Source organism: Methanobrevibacter millerae, from assembly GCF_001477655.1.
In the GTDB taxonomy this organism is placed as follows: Archaea; Methanobacteriota; Methanobacteria; order Methanobacteriales; family Methanobacteriaceae; genus Methanocatella; species Methanocatella millerae_A.
On record NZ_CP011266.1, the window covers coordinates 564032 to 583966 of the forward strand.

Consider the following 19935-nt stretch of genomic DNA (forward strand, 5'->3'; position numbering starts at 1 on the left):
ATACATGACAGATACAATTGTTTTATTGGAAGAAAGAAAGGAGATTACTACCTTCTTATTGGATGATGGAGTTAAAACATTAGTCGATAATGTAGTAACTGCATCAGGTAGTAGTCTTGGATATGAATATTCCAATAAGTGTGTAGTTGATGATATACTTTGTATTTCAGACAAATCTGCAATAGGAAAAGAAAGTTTAAGAAAATACACCGGAAACGATACTGAAGTTCCTGTAGGCGTACTTGTCAATGAACCAGTTGTAATGACGGCTGGGGAGAGAAAAGGAAGCGTACTTCTCTTAGGCGGACTTTACAGATTAAAACTAGCTTCAGGTATTGTTAATGTTAAAGCAGGAGACAGAATAAAATTGTCTCCAAATGGAGCAATTGTTGATAATGCGGGTGAGTTTCTGGCATTTCATCCTGTTGCAAATTCGGATGAATATAAATATGTCAATTGTTTCCAAGTCAGTCTTGGAGGTAAAGGAGAGAAAGGAGACACCGGAGATACAGGCGCTGCTACTGTCATACTCGGGTCTTATAATACTTTCGAAGAATTAATAGCAGCACATCCAACTGCCAATGAAGGAGATGCATTCCTAGTAGATGGAGAACTATTCGTTTGGCATAACGATTAAAAAAATTAACTAAAATAAAATAGAGGTGTTTAATACATGACATGGACAAGTGTAGGTACAATCAAAGGACCAAAAGGAGATACTGGAGATAAAGGAGACACTGGTGATACAGGTAAAGCGTTCGAATATTCTGACTTTACACCAGAACAATTAGCAGGATTAACTGGTGATAAAGGAGATAAAGGTGACAAAGGTGACACCGGAGATGTAGGTGCTACAGGAGCTACTGGTGCAACAGGTGAAAAAGGAGATACCGGAGCTACTGGTGCAACAGGTGATAAAGGTGAGACAGGTGATAAAGGAGCTACTGGTGATACTGGTGCAACAGGTGCTACAGGAGACACTGGTGATCCATTCAGCATTTACAAAACTTACGCATCCATTGCAGCAATGGAAGCAGATACAGCTAATGTTCCAGAAGGAATGTTTGTAGCAATCCAATCCAATGTTGAAGATCCAGACAACGCAAAATTATACTTAAAAGGAGCCAGTGAATTCACTTTCGTAACCGATATGTCAGGTGCAACAGGTCTTAAAGGAGACACTGGTGCTAAAGGTGATACTGGAGCAACCGGGGCTACTGGCGAAACTGGTGCAAAAGGAGAAACTGGGGATACAGGAGCTACTGGCGCTACTGGAGAAAAAGGTGACACAGGACAAACTGGAGATACTGGTGCTAAAGGTGATACAGGTAACACCGGAGACAAAGGTGACACAGGAGCTAAAGGTGATACGGGAGATACTGGTGCAAAAGGTGATACGGGGGATACCGGTGAAATGGGTCCTCAAGGATACAGCACTATTATCAAAGGAAGTTATGCAAGTTATGCTGACTTAATCAATGAACATCCAACAGGCACAACTGGTGACGCATATCTTGTAAACGGTGAACTATACGTTTACCAATAAAAAATAATTCCATAAAATCCCTAATAATAGGAAGTACTCGCTATTAACAGTAGTACTTCCTATTTTTTTTAAAAAAATTTCAAAGGTGAAAAAAATGTCATGGATAAATGTAGGAAGAGTAAAAGGAGACACTGGAGCTAAAGGAGATACCGGTGCAACAGGTCCCGTTAATCTAGTTTCAACATTGAATACAAGTGACACAACAAATGCAGTTACTAACAGTGCAATAGCTACAGCAATTCAGGATGTTACAAATCAGATAGGAACAATAACCGCAGCACAAAGTGCCAATTTAACATTACTTGGGAGCTGATTAACATGCCATTCACTCCACCAGACCTTTCAGAAATTCTAACAAATGAACAAGAATTAAATACAAAACTAAATTCCTGTAAAAGTGAATTACAAAGTATATTAACAAAGGAAGGGATTGACTATACTTCATCTGAAGGCATTATTCCATTAATCAGGAAACTACCATACCCAACTCCAACAACAATAGAATTATTTGGAACAAAAGAATTTTTAACTAAAGATGGTTCTCAAACATATAATCGAAGTATGGATTTACGTCCAATTGTTAGAGATCAAAATGGTAAGTCCATGATGAATCTTTCAGTAACAATAAGAAGAAGATCAGGAACCACATCAGGCGCATGGACAACTTTAGGCACAATAACAACCGGCCAAAGCTTAAACGTAACTCCACAATCAAACAACGGAAATTATAGATATGAAGCATATGTCACCAATAACAGCAATGTTTCAATACATTACGATGTTCCAAATTATTACATGTATTATCCAGCCAAATATGGTCAAATTTTAGCAAGTGTTGTAGATTATGCAAATCCGATGGAATACAGCAATTGTAGAATAAATACCGAAGACTTCTCAATGGGCGGGAATTTTATAGACCTTCATGCCCAAAGTGCAGGACAAATGTATGCAATATTCCCATTAAAATATTATCCGCCATTAACTCATGTTGATACAAACACAAACATACAGATAGGATTTGATATAACCAGAGGAAATGTTCCGGTTTCAACAAAAGCCATAGGTATTGGTGGAGGAATGTATAATCCAGAAGATTCATATGGCGGATCACTAGGATTGTTTCTGGATGCATCAGATGGTGATACATTAACTTCAAGAGATACATTTTTTATTCCACAATGGTCAACAGATAAGGGTTTTACAGAAAGTGGAGTAAGTAAAGAATGTTATATTCAAATTAACGGAACTTATAATGGAGGTTATGCATATATGTACGGAGAAGGAGGAGATCCATCAGATTATATGCCCTATTGGTATGGTGAATCTATAGGAACACCTGTCGTTATGGCATATGCAAATAATGTCTCAGCAAATGAAAAAGTCAGATTAAAAATAAAATATATCAGAGCAGTTACACCCTGAGGTGATTAATTAATGAGTATTGCAAGTAATGTTATAGAAGAGAATAACAGATTAACACTGGCTAGGTCATTATTAAGGGAAAAATTAACTCTCAATAATATTCATTATGAAGATTCAGATACAATTTTTGAATTAATAGCCAGATGGCCAAAATAGTTTATGGAGAATAAGGACATGCCAAATACAACAGAATGGATAGAAATAGGAAAAGTCCAAGGGGATACTGGACCTAAAGGAGATACCGGAGATATAGGTATTGGAACTGTAATAAAAGGGCACTATGATACATATGAACAATTTATGGAGGTCCACCCGTCAGGTAGGCTGGGAGATGCTTACATAGTCGATGGTAGCTATTATTATTGGAATGAAACCGGATGGGCTAACGCAGGCTCAATTAAAGGAGAAAAAGGAGACACTGGTGATAAAGGTGCTAAAGGCGATACTGGTGAGAAAGGCAGTAAAGGAGATAAAGGTGATACTGGAGAAACTGGACAAAAGGGAGAACAGGGACCCAAAGGCGATACTGGAGATACAGGAGCTACTGGAGCTACAGGGCAGGCTGGGCCAAAAGGGGACACTGGAGCTACTGGTGCTAGTCTTACTATTAAAGGTTCGTATAATTCTTATGAGGAATTAATAGCTGAACATCCAATAGGTAATGATGGTGACAGCTATTTAGTTAATGGGTCTCTTTATGTTTGGAATGTTGATGCTTGGGAAAATGTAGGAAGCATTAAAGGAGATACCGGCGATGTTGGGCCTAAAGGTGATACTGGAAATGCTGGACCGCAAGGTGTTAAAGGTGATACCGGAGATACTGGGGCTACAGGAGCAACAGGATCTAAAGGTGATACTGGTCAAGGTAGTGATGAGGAAGCTGGATGGAAATTGCCAGTCGATGAAATAAGAACAAATAACACATTACCGACAGGTGTTAGTGCAGGTTATCGTGTAGCTATTGTTACAAGTTCTATCATGGCCATTAAGGAATATAATGGAAGTTCCTGGGATACTGAATCTCTTGATTCATATTCAGTAATACCATTGAAACATTCAGGAAGTATACAAATGTATTTGGCAAAAGATACAGGTCCAGTATATATGGGCGTTGAATATGGTGTATTCGGTAAATTCCGATTCATGACACAAGCAGCATATGATGCATTAGGTAGCTATGATAATGATACAATTTATTTTGTAAGAAGTTCATAAGTGATAGTATGGAATTATCGGATGAAATGTTAACAGAAATTAGCTATGTGCAAATCTCAAAATATAGGGAAAAAGTGATGAAATCCCTGAATGGGAAAGTATTGATGCCTTCCCAAATAGCTAAAAATTCAGGAATTAGAACAAACCATATTTCAAAAGTATTATCTGAACTGAAAGCACATGAATTAGTCGAATGTATTAATCCAGAAGTTAGAAAGGGCAGGTTATACAGATTAACTGATAAGGGGGATGAATTAGTTAAAAATATCTAATAATTTTTAGTTGTTCTACTATTTATAATCATGTTTTGATTAAAATTGTACAGATATTTTAATTAATATTCATATTCTTGTTAATAACAGATTTTACATGATGCTACATATAATTATTCTTAAAAATTTACAGAACTAAAATAAAGTTAATCATAAAAATACCTTTTTAATAGTACTTAATGATGTATAATCAGATTCATATAACATTTTTTCAAAGGTTTTATCCAATATCAATTCTTTAAAAAGTTCTGAAGTTTTATTATCATGTATATCATTATAATGATATGCACAACTTAAAATCAATAAATTGGAGTAATGCACATAAAATTTATTTCTGTAACTTGTAATTGATTCAAACCATTCTGAATTCAAATATTTAATGGATTTCAATGTTTTATTAATTTCAGTTAATAGTTTAGTTTTATCCATACAATCTAAATAATATAATAAAATAAAATTGCTTAAATTTGTTAAAGCATAATTTAAAAAGATACATGTTTTATCATTATTTAAAAGATTATCTAAATGTTCTCTACGATTTACAAAACATATTTTTAATAATTCAAAATATCTATCTTCATCACGGTTATAATTTTCCAAAAGTTTTCGTCTATAATCATTTTCTTGAGAAAAATACGAAATCTCAAATTGATTAATAATAAATGCCATATCAATTTCAACGTCCTCTTTAATTAATAAACCTATACTTTCATTAAATAACATATTTCTATCAAAAATTTGTATTAATTTCTTAAATAACTCACTATCCTGTTTATATGCATGAGATAATATATTTTTAACTAGATTTCTATTTTTAGACATTTTATCATATTCTTTATCTAAAATTTTTTTCAAAGAAGGAAATACAATGAACTCATTATTGATAGTGTTATTTTGTAAAATCATTAAAAGTTCTTCAATAGTGCATGATTTAATGAATAATATACTTGAAAATAAATTAGTTGATTCCATCATTGTTTTTACAAATAAATCAAAATCTAAATTTTTAAAAAATAAAATTAAACTGAATAGTTCATTTGTAAAAACTAATTTTGAATTTATGGTGAAATAAGTTGTTTCATCCATGTTAATTAATCTTAATAGAGATGTATCAGATTCTGTCTCGTAAGTATTTATAGTTTTAATAATTTTAATATAGAATTCAAAACTTCTATTATTTTTTATATCCAAAGTTGGAACATTTAAAGATTTGAAAAAATCGGCTAAGCTCTTTGAAAAATCTTTGAACTGTTCATTTAGGTTATGGATTTTAACTAATTCAGCAATATCTAATTTTAGAAAATGAAGATTAACATGGAAAAATATTAAAAAAGAACCAATGTCAGTATAGTTCATACTATATTTAAAAAATGGAAGAATTGTTTTATAGACACTCAATTGAAATTCTTCATTGTAAATGGATTCTGATTTGTTGTTTTCATAAATTATTTTATCAATTTTATCTAAAATAGATCCAATCCTTAATGATTGATTATTAAATGGAAATTCAAAATAACTCCATTCTTTAGTAGAAAATTTTAATAATTCATGGAAAAGATAATCCAAGTCTTTATTAAGTTTAATTTCATCTAAATCAATGTTTTTTATATTTATCATTTTTTCACCATTTAAGTTGAAGTTATTGTTGATTCTCTGGCCATATTTTATATTCTGGTTCATCAAATTCTGACCATATTTCTTCAAATAACTCCAAAATTTTATTCCCGTTTGTTGCTTCTTGAATTATGTGTATATTTTTATCAATACTATTTAAAGATGTCCCTAACGAATATGCTTTAAGATTAGAATTTGATTGTCCAGCATTTGGAAAAATTAAAAATCGATCATGTAATTTTTCAGAATAATCTGTAATTATAAATTCCATATTATATTTAAAATTATTTCTGTGTAAAATTATATTGTTTCTATTAATTTCCATAAATTCTTCCATACCTGAACTAAAATTACTTAAAACTTTTTTAGAAGTCATTGCTTTAATTTTAACATTGGCAAGATTTAATGGACTAAATAAGCTTAATAATTCTTTATAAGATAAGTAAGGATCAATAATAAAAACTTCTTTTTGACCATATTTTTTAATTAATTCTTGTAGGAATGCCATGCTACTTTTCTGTTTATTAGTAGACAATAAACTGCTCTTATTTTCTTGTGAATTCAATTGATTTTCAGTTATAGTGCTGTTAATTATATCTACATAATTTTTTGGTTTTTCTTTAATTAAATCAGTTTTATCTTTTTCACCAATAATAACCTTAATTTTTCGTATAAACCTTGGGCAGCAACTATAAACCAATAAATTAGGATTTCTTCTCCAAATTAATGAATTGCTTAATTTATCCAATGGGCCAGTATCAATAAATTGTGTTTCACTACCATCATAGTCAACAATAGTATTACTTAAAAAATTATGTTCTATTTTAATAGTATTTGTTATACTGCATTCAGGAATAGTATCTAACTTATTATTCCAATAAAAATCAATGTAAAAACCATCAAAAGTATCATTTGCATGATAATTTAAATTTAAAATAGTAATTGGCAATTGAAAAACATAATTACCAAATCTATCATCATTTAATGAAAAATCCAAAGGTAAAACTTCTAGGATTCTATCAACTAGTTTTTCATGTTTTTCAGAATCATTTTTAAAATAATCAAAATTAGCCTTGTCCTCTTCAAAGAATTCATAAATATAAGAACCTGAAAAAAAGTTATTTTTTAAAAGAGTATTTAATCTATTTCCCTCATCAGGAGAAATATATTGTTTTGAAAGCAATTTCAATGAAGAACCTTTTAGAACTATATAATCTTCTTCAAATTCACTATGGACTAATTTACTAAAAATATCAAGAGATTGTTTTAAGGAAAAATAATGTTTATCAAAGCATAAAGTAAAGTCATCATCTATTCGTTTACGACCTCCATGTTCTTTATCTAATTCAATATATTCTTTTTCTTCAAAAGTAAAAATGGTATATACATTAATATACTTTTGAGGATTTTCTCGTTTATCAATTAAATATATTTGAACGGCTTCACAACTATTGTAAAATCCTAAAACTCCAGGTTTCAATAATTCTTCAATCGGCAACATTTTTTCACGACCTTTTAAGTATCAAGTTTATCTTAGGTATCTGTTAATTGAGATATTTTTTTATGAAAAGTTGAGAAAAATATTTTCAAAATGTTTTAAGTAGGAGGTAATGTTTAATCATGATTAATTAAATTTACAAATTCAAGTTCTTCATAGATGTCATCAATTAAAAATTCTTCTAAAATATTTTTAACTTCAATATTGTTTTCAATATCAGTGTAAAAGTTTGCATTGAATTTTGTTTTGTTTTTTAATTCTTTATTGTAATATTTTTGGAATAAGGGTTTTATTTCATCTTTATTTTTATTATCTATCTCATTCACTAATTCTTTATTTTGCAGGAGATTATCTTTTAGTTTTTGCAATAACTTTAACTCATATTTTCCATATGATGTTTCAAATTTTGTGTTGATAATGTGGATGAGATTTATCATTTTCTTTTTTTCTTCTTCTTTTAGTTCTAACCATCTTTCATATTTTTTTTCTACTCTTGAATATAATCTATCTGGTGAAATTAATGTTCTTTTTACAAAATCACAATTAACACACTTCCAAGTATACCACATATCATGTTTTGTGAATTCTAATTTGGTTCCGCAGTTATTACATTTTGGTTCATCTGAAACATTTAAATGATTTTTTATAATTGAAATGGATTTTCCACGATAATCTCTTGGAATTTGAATCGTCCAATATATGTCTTTATAGACTATATGGCCACAATTAATGTATTTAGTCATATAATCAGGTAAATAATATTCAATACCTTCTTCCATTTTTGCCTTTATTAAAATGCGTATTATCCAAAATATTAATGGTACAAATAGTAGTAGATAAATGTAAAATGGAAGTTCATATATTGTTTTTAATGACGTGTTTGTTATATAAGAATAAATTGAAGGTATTGCTATTGGTAACAATAAATTTATTATTCCAGATATAATATTTTCGTATGCTTTTTCTATTATTAATTTTCTATCCATTTTAACCTCTTATTATATTTAATTCTAGTCTTTCTGTTTCAGTATCAAGTATCCACTCTAAAGTATCTCCAGATTCTATTTTCAAAGCCTTTACATAGGTTTTCGGTATTGTTGTAATCAAGGAAATTTCACCTTGGTTTCTCACTTTTGTCTCTTCATTGATTTTCATAGTCAATATTATATTCTTTATCTTAAATAACATTTTTGATTTGTTTTAATAGTTGAAAAAGTAACATTTAAATATCATTGGGTAGATATTATATACTAGTTAATACAAAATATAATTTGCATAGATGTGATAACCATGATAAAAGTTGTAGAATTATGTGCAGGTGCAGGCGGATTGGCACTCGGATTTGAAAAAGCAGGTCTGGAACACGAACTGCTTGTGGAAATAGACAAGGATTGTGTGGCAACACTCCACAAAAACAGGCCGGACTGGAATGTGCTTCATGCAGACATAAAAGAGGTTGACTTTACTCAATATCATCCGGATATAGTAGTGGCAGGACTTCCATGCCAGCCATTTTCATATGCAGGTAAAAAGTTAGGATTCGATGATACAAGAGGAACATTATTCTTTGATTTTGCAAGATGCATAAAAGAAACCAATCCGAAAATGTGCATAATCGAAAATGTGGAAGGTTTAGTCAGGCATGACAAAGGACGAACCATGGACACCATTGTAAATGTATTGGAAAACGAACTTGGATATGATGTCCAATACAAAGTCCTAAATGCCGTAGACTATGGAGTAGCACAAAAAAGAAAAAGAATGTTTCTTGTCGGAACCAAAAAAGGACTGATATTCAACTATCCAAAAAAAGTCAAAGGAAATCCAGTGCTGCGCGATGCCCTAAAAGATGTTCCCGAATCTGAAGGAACAGAATACTCCGATAAGAAAAAGGAAGTGCTTGAACTCGTTCCGCCAGGAGGATGCTGGATAGATCTTCCAGAAGAAGTTCAAAAGGAATACATGGGCAAAAGCTTTTATTCCGGTGGTGGAAAACGGGGAATGGCAAGAAGAATATCATGGGACGAGCCATGCCTGACACTGACAACTTCACCCTGCCAAAAGCAAACTGAAAGATGCCATCCTGATGAGGTAAGGCCATTTACAGTACGGGAATATGCAAGAATACAGTCATTTCCAGATGAATGGGAGTTTGAAGGTGGAATAACTTCAAAGTATAAACAAATAGGCAATGCGGTTCCTGTAAGGGTTGCTGAAGCTGTTGGGCGTGAAGTGATTAAAGCATTAACTGGAAAAAATAAAAGAAAAGAAGGTCAGACAACTTTGTTTTAATCATCAAAGATATGGTCTTCATATTCTTTAATTATCTTTTTATCTTCCTTTGAAAATTCTTTCTTAGTTCCTAATATGTCATTAATTGCAATGGGGATTGCTCTGAAAGTTTTTTTCAAAGCATGAGGGTCACCGGTAACTAATTCATATACTTTATCACAACTAATTCTTCTTATTCTTTCATTATTTTCATAATTCTTCTTTTCCCAGATTGCATCGTCTGATTTGTAATTTTTGTGTATGATATAAGCCCAGTAAGCAGTTGCATTTTCATTTTCCTGTACAATTTTTTCAAGGTTTTCTCTCACAGTTTTTCCTGATCCACTATTTATTGTATTATATTTATTTTTCACTTCAATGTATATGGTTCCATCATCATTTTTTAAATCAACGTGGCTATTGTCACCGGTTCCTAAATCTTGCCAACCTTCTACTCTACCTAACAATCTTTGATGGAATTCACCCATTTTGTTTTCAATGCTTTTACCATTTTGTCTTATTCGTTCTGCTTTAACCCATTCTTCAAAGCTAATATCATTCACACATAAATCAAACATTATCTTAAATTCATCAAGTCCATATTTAGATTTTTTTAGTAAGTCTATTGCTGATGGTATTTCTTGAGCATCATTTGGATAAGAATCCATAACTCTTTTAACTTCTTCAAGAAACACATCATCTGAAACAAAATCAACATATTTATTTGTCATTTAATCATCCTCATTTTTGAATATTATATTGTTGTATTCCATTTTAAGTTTTTCATCATCTTTGCTTAGTCTGTAATCTTCGCTCAATATTTCAACTATCGCTTTTGGTATTGCATCAAATGTTTTTTCAAGTGCTTGAGAATCTCCAGTTATCATTGCATATAGTCTATCTCCACTTATTCTTTTTATTCTTTCATCTTCTCTTTGTTGATATTTCCAAACTCTACATTCTGATTTGTAATTCTTGCTTATAACATATGCCCAGTATGCAGTAGCATCAGGATATTTTTCTATAACCTTTTCAAGTTTTTCACGACATGTCTTTTCAGATGAAGAGTTCATGGTATTGTATTTGTTTTTCAGTTCAATGAATACTGTGTTGTCTTCTTTTTTAAGATCAATTTCTGTTTCATCACCAACACCTAAATCCACCCATCCATTGACTTTTCCTAAAAGTTCCTGATGAAATTCTCCAATCTTATTGTTGATAGTTTTGTCTTGCTGTCTTGTCAATTCTATTTTTGACCATTCATCAAAGCTAATCTGGTTTACACAAACATCAAAAATAGTTTTGAATTCATCAATGGTGTTTTTGCTTTCGGTCAATATTGATGTGGGAGTTATATTTTCATCTAGGGTTTGATATGAGTCTACAACTTTTCTGACACATTCTAGAAAGTCTTCATCTGAAACAAATTCAACGTATTTGTGCATTTTTCCACCTTGGATAAATAATTAAGTTATATTTCTGTTATTCTTATTTTATAGTATTTTTGTTATAAAAATAGTATGGAATTATATCCAAAAAATTTAATAAATTAATGTTATTTGAATCATGAGAGTATATTCTTACAAATATTAAAAGTGGGTTTAATAAGGGATACTAATTTTATTGGGGATTAGTTTTCAAATGCTCTCTAGGAAAAAACACTATTATTAATAGGTATATAAATTTATATAATCATTTAAAATGTTACATTTAATATATATGAAGAATAATATAGTAACATCTTTAAATTAATTAATGGATGTTCGTAAATTATGAGTTTTAAGTTGTCTGCTAAAGATTTCGTATTGTTACTATTGAATTCAGATAATCAAAAACCTATTAAAGGTAATTTATTTATTCAAAAAGAAATGTTTTTAATAGTTGAAGAAGTTTGGCCTGAATTAAAAGAAGAATTACAATTTAAAGCTTATGATTATGGACCATACAGTCATGTTTTAGTTAATATCTTAAAGGAATTGTGCAAAGATTTTTTAGTTAATTTTGAAGATTCTGAAGGTAATATATATTCAATTACTAAACAAGGTCAAATGTATTTAGAAGATATTGAATTTCCTGAGGGTATTGAAAAAAAAGTTAATAATCTTAAGGTTGGATCTAATAAATTAGGATATAAAGGATTATTACGTTATGTTTATTTTAGTTATCCTGAATTCACTATAAATTCTAAAATTAAAGATGAAGTTTTGGGAGAATAATAATGGGGTTTGATTTTGGATCTATTGTTGAATTGTTAGGCATTATATTTTCTTCCGTGCTTCCATTTGTATTAAAAAATAATCTTTGGGATGATAATGTTCCAAAGACTATTGAAGAATTTAATGAAAAATATGAAGATAAAATTAAAAGCATATTGAAAGATAATCTTTTTGAGTCTTCAAATGTTTTAGGAAATATTATAGATAATAGGTTAGATCCTAAAATTGATTTTTCAGGAGATAAAGAAAAATCTGCCCAATATACTAAAATTATTGCACAACATGAGCCTTTTTTCATTAATATTAAAAAACATATTGAAATTGAGAATATGGTTAATGATGTTGAAGAAACTTATTTTAATTTAAATAATATTATTCCGGATATTAATAATTTATCTGGGGCAATTGTAATTTTAGGAATCATTGCAATATTATGCATATTATTTTTTAATAATGTTCCAATCATTGTTTATATATTATGTATTTTATATTCATCAATTGTTTGTTGTATTTTTAGAGTTGCTAGATTATATTTTAAATTTAAAGTGTTTATAAAAAAAATCATATCTCATAAAAATTGGATTTTAGAACATTCTAAATCAATTAAAAGATTAAGTGATGATTATTATGAAAATTAAAAGTATTAAAGTTGATAATGTTGATAATAGTTCACGAGCTATTACTATAAAAACTTCCGAAAAAAATATTGAAACTCCTAATAGATGCATTGTTACCTCTGAAATTAATAAAATTAAAGGCATGAGAATTAGAGCTGATGCTCCTCCTGGACCATTAGATGTTGTTAATGAAGATTTCCCATGGCAAATATATCAAGCACCATTAGATTATGGTTCGAAAGTAAGGAAGAATATTTCTAAAATTAATGGATTGAGAAATAAGATAGGAACTGTTAGATCAACTATGAATATTCCGAAAAATATGTTGGAAGATGATGAATATAAGAATATTCTTAAATTAATTTATCCTAAAATTACTCAAAAAGACAATATCGATGCACCATTTATGACTGCTTTAATGGAGATACAGTTAAAATCAGGTGCAGATATTATTGTTATTCCTGAACCTTATATCAATTCATCTTATGATGATTTTGTTAATAATTTAAAGAATGCTGTTAAATTTTTGGATGATTGTGATAATGAAAAACCAATTATGCCGATTATTGATATTAAGACAAATAAAGATCGTTTTGATAATAAATTAAAGTATATTTCAGAACAACATTTAAATCCTAAAAAAGATTTTGGGTTGTTAGGTATTTCGTGTAGAGTTTATGGGTCACAATTCAATTTACATACTCTTCGTAATATGTCTGACAAATTCGAAAAATTTTGGATTCATGGATTTGGAGCTTATAGAAACCAAGCTAAAAAAACATTTTATAATCCTCATGCAGTTACAATTTGGGGCATTGATACTGTTGGGGTAACTCCTCAAGGCAGATATATTCCTGGAGTTACAGATGTTAATAATGTTAATGAGAAAGGCGAAGTAAAATTAAGATTATATACTGAAGATTCTTGGGGGATTCATAAAGGCCTTCAAAGTTTTGTTGAAAATCATTTATGTGATTGCGATGGCTGTGATTATTTCAGAAGAACAACCAATCCCAACAATTTGCAAAATTCTTTAGATGTTCATGAGATTATTCAATCTCATAATCAAATTGTTAATTCTAGACGAAATATTCAAGAAAATGATTATTTATCTTTAGTTAAAGAAAAAAAAGATTTTAAAGAATATTATTTAAGTTCAGTGGGAGATATTTAAGTTTTGTTTTTTCTTATTTATTCATAGGGAATATAAGTCAAATTAAAACTTGAATTATCTTTAATCATTCTATAAACGGGAATGTTCCTTAGTTCACATAATTTTTTGATAAAATATGCATCTCTCTCATCAATTTTATAACCTAAATAAACATTTTTCGGTGTTAAAAATTTGATATAGGGTTTGTTGTTGTACCATTTAATTTCAAATAATTTCCCTGGATTTTTAAGCATAATTATTCTCCATTCTTGTTCATATTCCCATTCAATAGATTTATTGGTAAATGTTTCAATGGCTAATTTTCCTTTGTCTGCGCCATCAAATATTTTAGGCAAAATTTCTTTATTTCTTTTTTCTGTAACATAAGCAATTGGGAAAAGAATTTGTTTTAATTTTTTATCATATTCTTTATCATTTTTAAAATCATACTCAACACAAATTCCTTTATGTTCTCCACCATAATGATGCCACATTGGAGTAATATCGTTTCTCTCACTGAAACAAGCAATATAAATTAAATCTTTCATATATTTATTAGCTTCATAAAAATTGTTTTTGATATCATTTTTATCTAACATAGGGTTTTTTATAGGGTTATTATAAAATTCATCCAAGTCATATAATAAATCCCCTTCAAACGGATCATTTAAATCTTTAATTTCTCGTAGATACATTAAATCATCTAAAATTAATGTTTTTGCATGTTTAACGCGAGTATATTGGAAAATTTTTGTTAAGTGCTGATTTTTACAATCAAGCCATTTTTGTTCATCATCAACTTCAATTTTAAAATAATTATCAAAAAATTTATTCCGCCAGTTATTGTCATCCATAGTTAAACATTTATTCATTGTTCTATTTATTTTATTTCTTATTAATGCATAATTTATTTATTATTCAGAGATAAAATTGTTATTATGTGTTATAATAATGAATTCATTAAAGAAATTGAAATTAATAATTATGATGATTTAGTTAAGAGTATCCAAGGAAAATCTAAGAAATGTGATAATCTTCGTGATAAATTTATATTTTAATAAATTATATAATGTTTTATGAGTGAGTTAAAACAGATTGTTTTGAGTGTATTTAGTGGTGTTGTCTCTTCATTTATTTATAGTATTATTTTAGTATTTTTTGGATTTCTAAGTAATGGAAATGATGTGAGTATTAATTCCTTTTTAAAAATTTTAATTAATAATTGGTTTGTTTTATTATTAATATTTCTAGTAATTGCAGGCATTATTTATCAAAGATTTAGAATGATTGAAAAATGTTATATTCAGGAATATCAAAGTGATTTCCCTGTTGTTGAAAGGAAATCAATTTGTTCATCAAATTTAGTTTGGAGAGTTATTATTCAAGATAATAATCATGCAATAAATTCACCTTATTTTACTTATAATTTAATTGGTCCTTTTTGTTCCAATATGTTTGAAGATGATGTATGTTTAACTCCTCTTAAAATAAAAAATAGATTTTTATTTTATGAATTAAAATGTCCTTCATGTAATAAGAGATATTTTAAATTTAAAAGTTTAACATGTTATAAAAAGGATATCGAGTTGAAAATTTATCCTTATTTAATTAAAAATAAAATTTCAACTTCAGAACAGTTTATTAAATTTATAAAAAATAATAGGCACTTCTAAATTTTTTAAAAGAGTTTTTTTTGATGTTTTAAAACAAATAGTTTGGGATAGATAATATATCTAAAAATTTTTATTTTGCATATGATAAATATTAGTTTATGATTAGCGATTATAAATGTCCTAACTTCGAATTCAACACCATTGTAGATGAATTCGGCACTGAAAAAATATTTTTCAAAGCAGATAATGCAAAGCTCATTTTCAGTGATTATGAAATATATGATATTTCAGATGTTAGATTATATGTTTTGGATGATATTAAAGTTGATTTCAAATCAGATGTGAGGATAGAAAAGGACTATACTGAGTTCAATATTGTCTTTGAATCATCTGATGGTTGGTTAGTCAATATTGAAAAATGTTATTTCACATATTTTCAAAATATGTATCCAGTCTCTGCAGAGGGCCTTAAGGTAATACTTACTAAAGGAAAATCCAGTAATAATGCTCCAATAAGGTATTATAAATTCATTGAAAATTTAAATTTTTTGTTAATCTTAAAAAAGTAGCTATTATATATAAATATTTATATATTAAAAATAATAAATTAAATAATAAAAATAGGTGGAGGACATTATTAATGGCAGATTCTATTATTTTACTTGAAGAAAGAAAAGAAGTCACAACTTTCTTATTGGATGAAGGTACAATTACTGCAACCACCGTAACAACTCCAACTGGAGAAACACCGGGTTATGAATACTCAGGAATCAAAGTTAAAGTTGATGATGCTGTAACTTTATCTGCAAACTCAGATATTGGAAAACCTACAGTTAAAAAATATACTGATGAAGAAAATGAAATCATCTTGGGTGTTGCAGTTAACGACCCAGTAACCATGACTGGAGGGAAAAGAAAAACCGCAATATTGGTATTGGGACATTTATTCAGATTAAAATTAGCATCAGGATTGTCAAACATTAAAGTTAACGACAGAATAGCTTTAAGCAGCACAGGAGCTATCAAATCTGATGACGGCGAATATATTGCAATGCATCCTGTAGCTAGTTCTGACGATTACAAATACATTGAAGTATTCAGACCTTACGACATAACTTAGGTGAAAATGACATGATTACAAAAGGAAATGATACTAAAGTACAAAATGAAGTAATAGCTCAAACTATTACTGATGAAACTGCAAAAAGATTGAAGTTGGCTAGATTGTTTCCTAAACAAGAAATTAAAGAGAACTCCGATTATTATACTTATTTCAGACAGAACATTAATCTTGATGAAGCTATTAAAAAAGGTTTACTTGGAGAGGCTAAAGACATTGCTCCTGGTGCATCCTTGCAAGAGTTAAACATCAGAAAACCAGTAACAGACACAATTTCTATTGATACTGTTGGTGGGGTCTTAAATGTTAATAAAGACATTTTTGACAGCGATATTGTTTCATTTGAAGATTTATTAGGTGATGTAGCTACTGTTATTGCAAATCGTATTGAATATAACATTTACGATACATTATTAAGCTCACCAAACGTTCCTGTATACAATACCACTCAAACTGAAGATACCATGGAAGCATACGGCCAGTTCATCCTCAAAGCACAGGAAGCTTTCAAAGGCAATGCCGGTTCAGGAGCAGACTTAACAATAATGGCCGAGTCTTACAAAACATTATCATACGTTAAACAATTAGCTTACAGTTCCAACAAGTTAGTTCAACCTGTAGAAGACATCAAAGAATATTACGGTATTGATAATATAGATCTTTTAGGAACAACTCAGGCTGATGGCGGATCATTAGTTGGAGATAAAGAATATATCGGATTTGATTTAAGAAACGCTCCATTAACTGTATTGTATTCCAAATCTTCAGGAACAACTACTGCACCAATTACAAGTGATGAAAACATTGCAGACTTTTATCCAATCATTGAAATCATGAGAAAAGACATTTACGATGAGTTACCTCAATATACAAAATTGTTCATCCAAAGTAAAGTCGGAATATTATTAAATAAACCTGGACTTGCCTTGAAAGGTACTTGCAGACCATAAAGGAGTGATTGTTAATGTTAACCAAAGGAAATGATTCTAAAGTACAAAATGAAGTAATGGCACAGATAGTTGCAGACACTTCAGCAAAATGGATGAAATTCACCAGATTACTTCCAAAGCAAGAAATAGAAGAAAACTCACAATACTATACCTATATGTCACAAAGAGTTAATATCGAGGAAGCTATTCAATCCGGCGTGCTTGGTGAGGCCAAAGATATTGCTCCTGGCGCAACCCTTCAGGAATTAAACGTCAGAAAACCAATCAGCGAAACAATATCAATTGATACCATTGGGGGTGTCTTGAATGTTTCCGCACAGATGTTAGATTCCAATTTAATCTCCGTTAATGACATGTTACAGGACGTTGGAATTCTCATCGGAAGAAGCATTGAAAGGGCAGCTATTGACATGATAATGAATTCATCCAAAGTAGCTACCTATGACTTTGAATCTGGTGATGATACTGGTATGACCATTCTTAAAGCTCAAGAAAAATTCAAAGAATCAGCAGGAAGTTTCACCAACTTAAACTCAATGGCTGTTAGTTATAAATCATTAACAACATTGAAATCAGACATATTCTCAAGCAACAGACAAGTCGAACCGGTAGAATTAATCAAAAGCTATTATGGTGTGGATAACATTGATATCTTAGGTACTGCTGTCTGTGATGGCGGTTCTGAAATGGGTGACAAAACCTACATCGGTATGGACTACATTAACTCTGGAATGAAATTGCTATACTCCAGAACTACAGGAACAACCGTTGCTCCTTTAGGACCTGACGGTGAGATGTATGATTTCTATCCATTAATAGAATTCATGAGAAAAGACATTCGTGATGAATTGCCAATGTATACAAAGCTATTCATACTTTCAAGTGTAGGGGTGTTAATGAACGCACCAAACAGAATTATCAAAGGTGAATTTAGAGCATAGAACCATAATTTAATCTCCTAAATATTGGTCCTTTCGTAAAGAGAGCGTGTAGGGATTAAAGAATATTAAATCTCTAAAAGGATTGGTAGTGAAGTTTTACAATTGCTTTTTCTTCACTAACATCTTCTGCTAAGAGTTTAATAACTCCAAATTCCTTGACAAGCTGGGACTGACCCTCTCCCAGCTTCAACTATTTATTTAAGAAATGGCCATATTATATAAATGAGGCTATAAAAATGAAATTAATTATAGATAGTGAAAATTCACATCCAACAACAATAACAGTTAAAGGAAAAGAAATAACATTGCTGTTAATAGAATCCAGTATCTTAATTGATTCATCACAAATAGCTAAGCTATTCGACAAGAAAGAAAAAACAGTAGCCACTAAAGTGCAGAAATCCAAACTGGAGAAATATGAAACTGATAATGTAAAAATATTAAAGAATTACGGACTGATGAATCCTGATGCAATTAAACCAAGACCATTCTATGATTTAAGACAAATCCTTCAAGGACCAGCTTATTATTACTTCAAAAGAGAAGATGAAGTTAATCTAATTGAAGTTATCATTAGGGTAGCTATTGGAAAACATCGTGAATGGATTCATAACAGAAATATTGATAATAAGTATTTGTTTGAAACGAATCTTTTCTAAGAAATTATAAAAAAGAATAGTCAAAAAAGTTAAATTAAGAGACATATATAATAATTTTTGATAAATATGCAAATCGGAGATTATGTCATTAAACCAACTTCAAACAGTGCAGAAAAGAAATTGATAGAATTTATCAAATTTAATGGTTTTAACCATGCTTTAAAATTTGAAAATTCTCATACAATAGATAACCGGTTATTAGTAATAAATGTTATTCGTAAAACATATTTTTACATTGATAAGCATAATTTAAGTTCAAATCTAATTAATGAAAAAACTTTTTATGAAAATGTCAATTATTATCCTAAAGGAAAAATAATGCACAAAAAAATATTTACAAAGGATGATAATTTACTCTATGAAGGATACACAATTAACAATAAACCTTTTGGATTTGGAATATTATATTATTCCAATGGTAATAAATATTGGGAAGGCATATTTGATTATAAAGGAATAATTCAAGGAAAAGAATATTATTCGAATGGTAAATTAAGATTTGAAGGAATCTGGAAAGTAACCTCAGGATATTGTAAAGACACTCCTGAAAGAGGTAATCTTTTTAATAAGGAGGGTGAATTAATATTTTCAGGTAAATTTGAATTAAAACGTGGTGGGGTAGGATACCTAATGGTAAAACATCCGAAAATTTATTATGAATTGGAAGAAGATTCTCCGAAAATAGAATTTGTATGGGCTTATGATTTAAAAGAATGTGGAGTTAAAAGCAATTATCCTTGGTTAAATGATGATATTTGAAGATTAAAATTCTTTATAATTTTTGACTTGGATTGTTCCCATAATATATTAATATTTTTTTAAAACATA

The 19935-nt window shown here is 29.6% G+C and carries 25 protein-coding genes; 18 read left to right on the forward strand and 7 right to left on the reverse strand.

Going from position 1 to position 19935, the window contains the following annotated elements:
* Nucleotides 1-4 precede the first annotated feature (4 nt).
* The 7 genes from SM9_RS12265 (at nucleotide 5) to SM9_RS02215 (ending at nucleotide 4455) form a co-directional block, all read left to right on the forward strand.
* Complete coding sequence (locus tag SM9_RS12265; RefSeq protein ID WP_058738581.1) at nucleotides 5-637, forward strand: hypothetical protein; 633 nt, start codon at nucleotides 5-7, stop codon at nucleotides 635-637.
* Between the two features lie 36 nt (nucleotides 638-673).
* Nucleotides 674-1546, forward strand: a complete 873-nt coding sequence (locus SM9_RS12270) for a collagen-like protein (RefSeq protein ID WP_058738582.1) — start codon at nucleotides 674-676, stop codon at nucleotides 1544-1546.
* 94 nt (nucleotides 1547-1640) lie between these two features.
* Complete coding sequence (locus tag SM9_RS02200) at nucleotides 1641-1859, forward strand: hypothetical protein (RefSeq protein WP_058738583.1); 219 nt, start codon at nucleotides 1641-1643, stop codon at nucleotides 1857-1859.
* A 5-nt stretch (nucleotides 1860-1864) separates the two neighbouring features.
* Complete coding sequence (locus tag SM9_RS02205; RefSeq protein ID WP_058738584.1) at nucleotides 1865-2968, forward strand: hypothetical protein; 1104 nt, start codon at nucleotides 1865-1867, stop codon at nucleotides 2966-2968.
* Nucleotides 2969-2980: 12 nt separating this feature from the next.
* The gene (locus tag SM9_RS11870) at nucleotides 2981-3124 is read left to right on the forward strand and encodes a hypothetical protein (RefSeq protein ID WP_157064642.1); all 144 of its coding nucleotides are present in this window, start codon (nucleotides 2981-2983) and stop codon (nucleotides 3122-3124) included.
* 18 nt (nucleotides 3125-3142) lie between these two features.
* Nucleotides 3143-4183 carry a phage upper tail fiber protein gene (locus tag SM9_RS12140; protein WP_198144412.1) on the forward strand — a complete coding sequence of 347 codons (1041 nt, stop codon included), beginning with the start codon at nucleotides 3143-3145 and terminating at the stop codon, nucleotides 4181-4183.
* Between the two features lie 8 nt (nucleotides 4184-4191).
* A complete protein-coding gene (locus SM9_RS02215) occupies nucleotides 4192-4455 on the forward strand; it encodes a helix-turn-helix domain-containing protein (protein WP_058738585.1) in 264 nt (87 codons plus the stop codon).
* Nucleotides 4456-4605: 150 nt separating this feature from the next.
* Here the strand turns inward: SM9_RS02215 and SM9_RS02220 are convergent, their stop codons facing one another.
* The 4 genes from SM9_RS02220 to SM9_RS11885 form a co-directional block, all read right to left on the reverse strand.
* Nucleotides 4606-6072, reverse strand: coding sequence for a hypothetical protein (locus SM9_RS02220; RefSeq protein ID WP_157064643.1), 1467 nt, complete (start codon nucleotides 6070-6072; stop codon nucleotides 4606-4608).
* Between the two features lie 22 nt (nucleotides 6073-6094).
* Nucleotides 6095-7570, reverse strand: coding sequence for a hypothetical protein (locus SM9_RS02225; protein ID WP_058738587.1), 1476 nt, complete (start codon nucleotides 7568-7570; stop codon nucleotides 6095-6097).
* Nucleotides 7571-7683: 113 nt separating this feature from the next.
* On the reverse strand, nucleotides 7684-8553 hold the full coding sequence (locus SM9_RS02230; protein WP_058738588.1) for a hypothetical protein: 870 nt from the start codon (nucleotides 8551-8553) through the stop codon (nucleotides 7684-7686).
* A gap of 1 nt (nucleotide 8554) precedes the next feature.
* Entirely contained in the window at nucleotides 8555-8722 is a 168-nt protein-coding gene (locus SM9_RS11885; RefSeq protein WP_157064644.1) for a hypothetical protein, read from the reverse strand.
* Between the two features lie 135 nt (nucleotides 8723-8857).
* Between SM9_RS11885 and SM9_RS02235 the strand changes: the two genes are divergently transcribed.
* Complete coding sequence (locus SM9_RS02235; RefSeq protein ID WP_058738589.1) at nucleotides 8858-9859, forward strand: DNA cytosine methyltransferase; 1002 nt, start codon at nucleotides 8858-8860, stop codon at nucleotides 9857-9859.
* Here SM9_RS02235 and SM9_RS02240 read toward each other — a convergent pair.
* Nucleotides 9856-10569 carry an Eco47II family restriction endonuclease gene (locus SM9_RS02240; protein WP_058738590.1) on the reverse strand — a complete coding sequence of 238 codons (714 nt, stop codon included), beginning with the start codon at nucleotides 10567-10569 and terminating at the stop codon, nucleotides 9856-9858. The two genes, SM9_RS02235 and SM9_RS02240, sit on opposite strands and share 4 nt — an antisense overlap.
* Entirely contained in the window at nucleotides 10570-11283 is a 714-nt protein-coding gene (locus tag SM9_RS02245) for an Eco47II family restriction endonuclease (protein ID WP_058738591.1), read from the reverse strand. It lies immediately after the preceding gene.
* Nucleotides 11284-11610: 327 nt separating this feature from the next.
* Between SM9_RS02245 and SM9_RS02250 the strand changes: the two genes are divergently transcribed.
* Genes SM9_RS02250 through SM9_RS02260 form a run of 3 tightly spaced genes read left to right on the forward strand, consistent with a single transcriptional unit; the run spans nucleotide 11611 to nucleotide 13845 of the window.
* The gene (locus tag SM9_RS02250) at nucleotides 11611-12054 is read left to right on the forward strand and encodes a hypothetical protein (protein ID WP_058738592.1); all 444 of its coding nucleotides are present in this window, start codon (nucleotides 11611-11613) and stop codon (nucleotides 12052-12054) included.
* 2 nt (nucleotides 12055-12056) lie between these two features.
* Nucleotides 12057-12692, forward strand: a complete 636-nt coding sequence (locus tag SM9_RS02255) for a hypothetical protein (RefSeq protein ID WP_058738593.1) — start codon at nucleotides 12057-12059, stop codon at nucleotides 12690-12692.
* Nucleotides 12682-13845: a hypothetical protein gene (locus tag SM9_RS02260; RefSeq protein WP_058738594.1), complete on the forward strand. Its 1164-nt coding sequence runs from the start codon at nucleotides 12682-12684 to the stop codon at nucleotides 13843-13845. The genes SM9_RS02255 and SM9_RS02260 overlap by 11 nt, the downstream gene beginning before the upstream one ends.
* Nucleotides 13846-13862: 17 nt before the next feature.
* On the opposite strand, the gene SM9_RS02265 is transcribed toward SM9_RS02260, so the two are convergent.
* Complete coding sequence (locus SM9_RS02265) at nucleotides 13863-14678, reverse strand: DUF2971 domain-containing protein (RefSeq protein ID WP_058738595.1); 816 nt, start codon at nucleotides 14676-14678, stop codon at nucleotides 13863-13865.
* 597 nt (nucleotides 14679-15275) lie between these two features.
* On the opposite strand from SM9_RS02265, the gene SM9_RS12275 reads away from it, so the two are divergent.
* From SM9_RS12275 to SM9_RS02315, 7 genes are all read left to right on the forward strand, one after another.
* Nucleotides 15276-15497 (forward strand): hypothetical protein, encoded by a 222-nt coding sequence (locus SM9_RS12275; protein ID WP_232299152.1) that lies wholly within the window; start codon nucleotides 15276-15278, stop codon nucleotides 15495-15497.
* A gap of 98 nt (nucleotides 15498-15595) precedes the next feature.
* Complete coding sequence (locus tag SM9_RS02275) at nucleotides 15596-16006, forward strand: hypothetical protein (protein ID WP_058738597.1); 411 nt, start codon at nucleotides 15596-15598, stop codon at nucleotides 16004-16006.
* A gap of 71 nt (nucleotides 16007-16077) precedes the next feature.
* Entirely contained in the window at nucleotides 16078-16557 is a 480-nt protein-coding gene (locus SM9_RS12280; RefSeq protein WP_232299153.1) for a hypothetical protein, read from the forward strand.
* Nucleotides 16558-16568: 11 nt separating this feature from the next.
* On the forward strand, nucleotides 16569-17507 hold the full coding sequence (locus SM9_RS12285) for a hypothetical protein (protein ID WP_232299154.1): 939 nt from the start codon (nucleotides 16569-16571) through the stop codon (nucleotides 17505-17507).
* A 14-nt stretch (nucleotides 17508-17521) separates the two neighbouring features.
* Nucleotides 17522-18448 carry a phage major capsid protein gene (locus SM9_RS02305; protein WP_232299155.1) on the forward strand — a complete coding sequence of 309 codons (927 nt, stop codon included), beginning with the start codon at nucleotides 17522-17524 and terminating at the stop codon, nucleotides 18446-18448.
* A gap of 236 nt (nucleotides 18449-18684) precedes the next feature.
* Nucleotides 18685-19107, forward strand: a complete 423-nt coding sequence (locus tag SM9_RS02310) for a hypothetical protein (protein WP_058738598.1) — start codon at nucleotides 18685-18687, stop codon at nucleotides 19105-19107.
* Between the two features lie 66 nt (nucleotides 19108-19173).
* Nucleotides 19174-19866, forward strand: a complete 693-nt coding sequence (locus tag SM9_RS02315; protein WP_058738599.1) for a hypothetical protein — start codon at nucleotides 19174-19176, stop codon at nucleotides 19864-19866.
* Nucleotides 19867-19935: the final 69 nt, after the last annotated feature.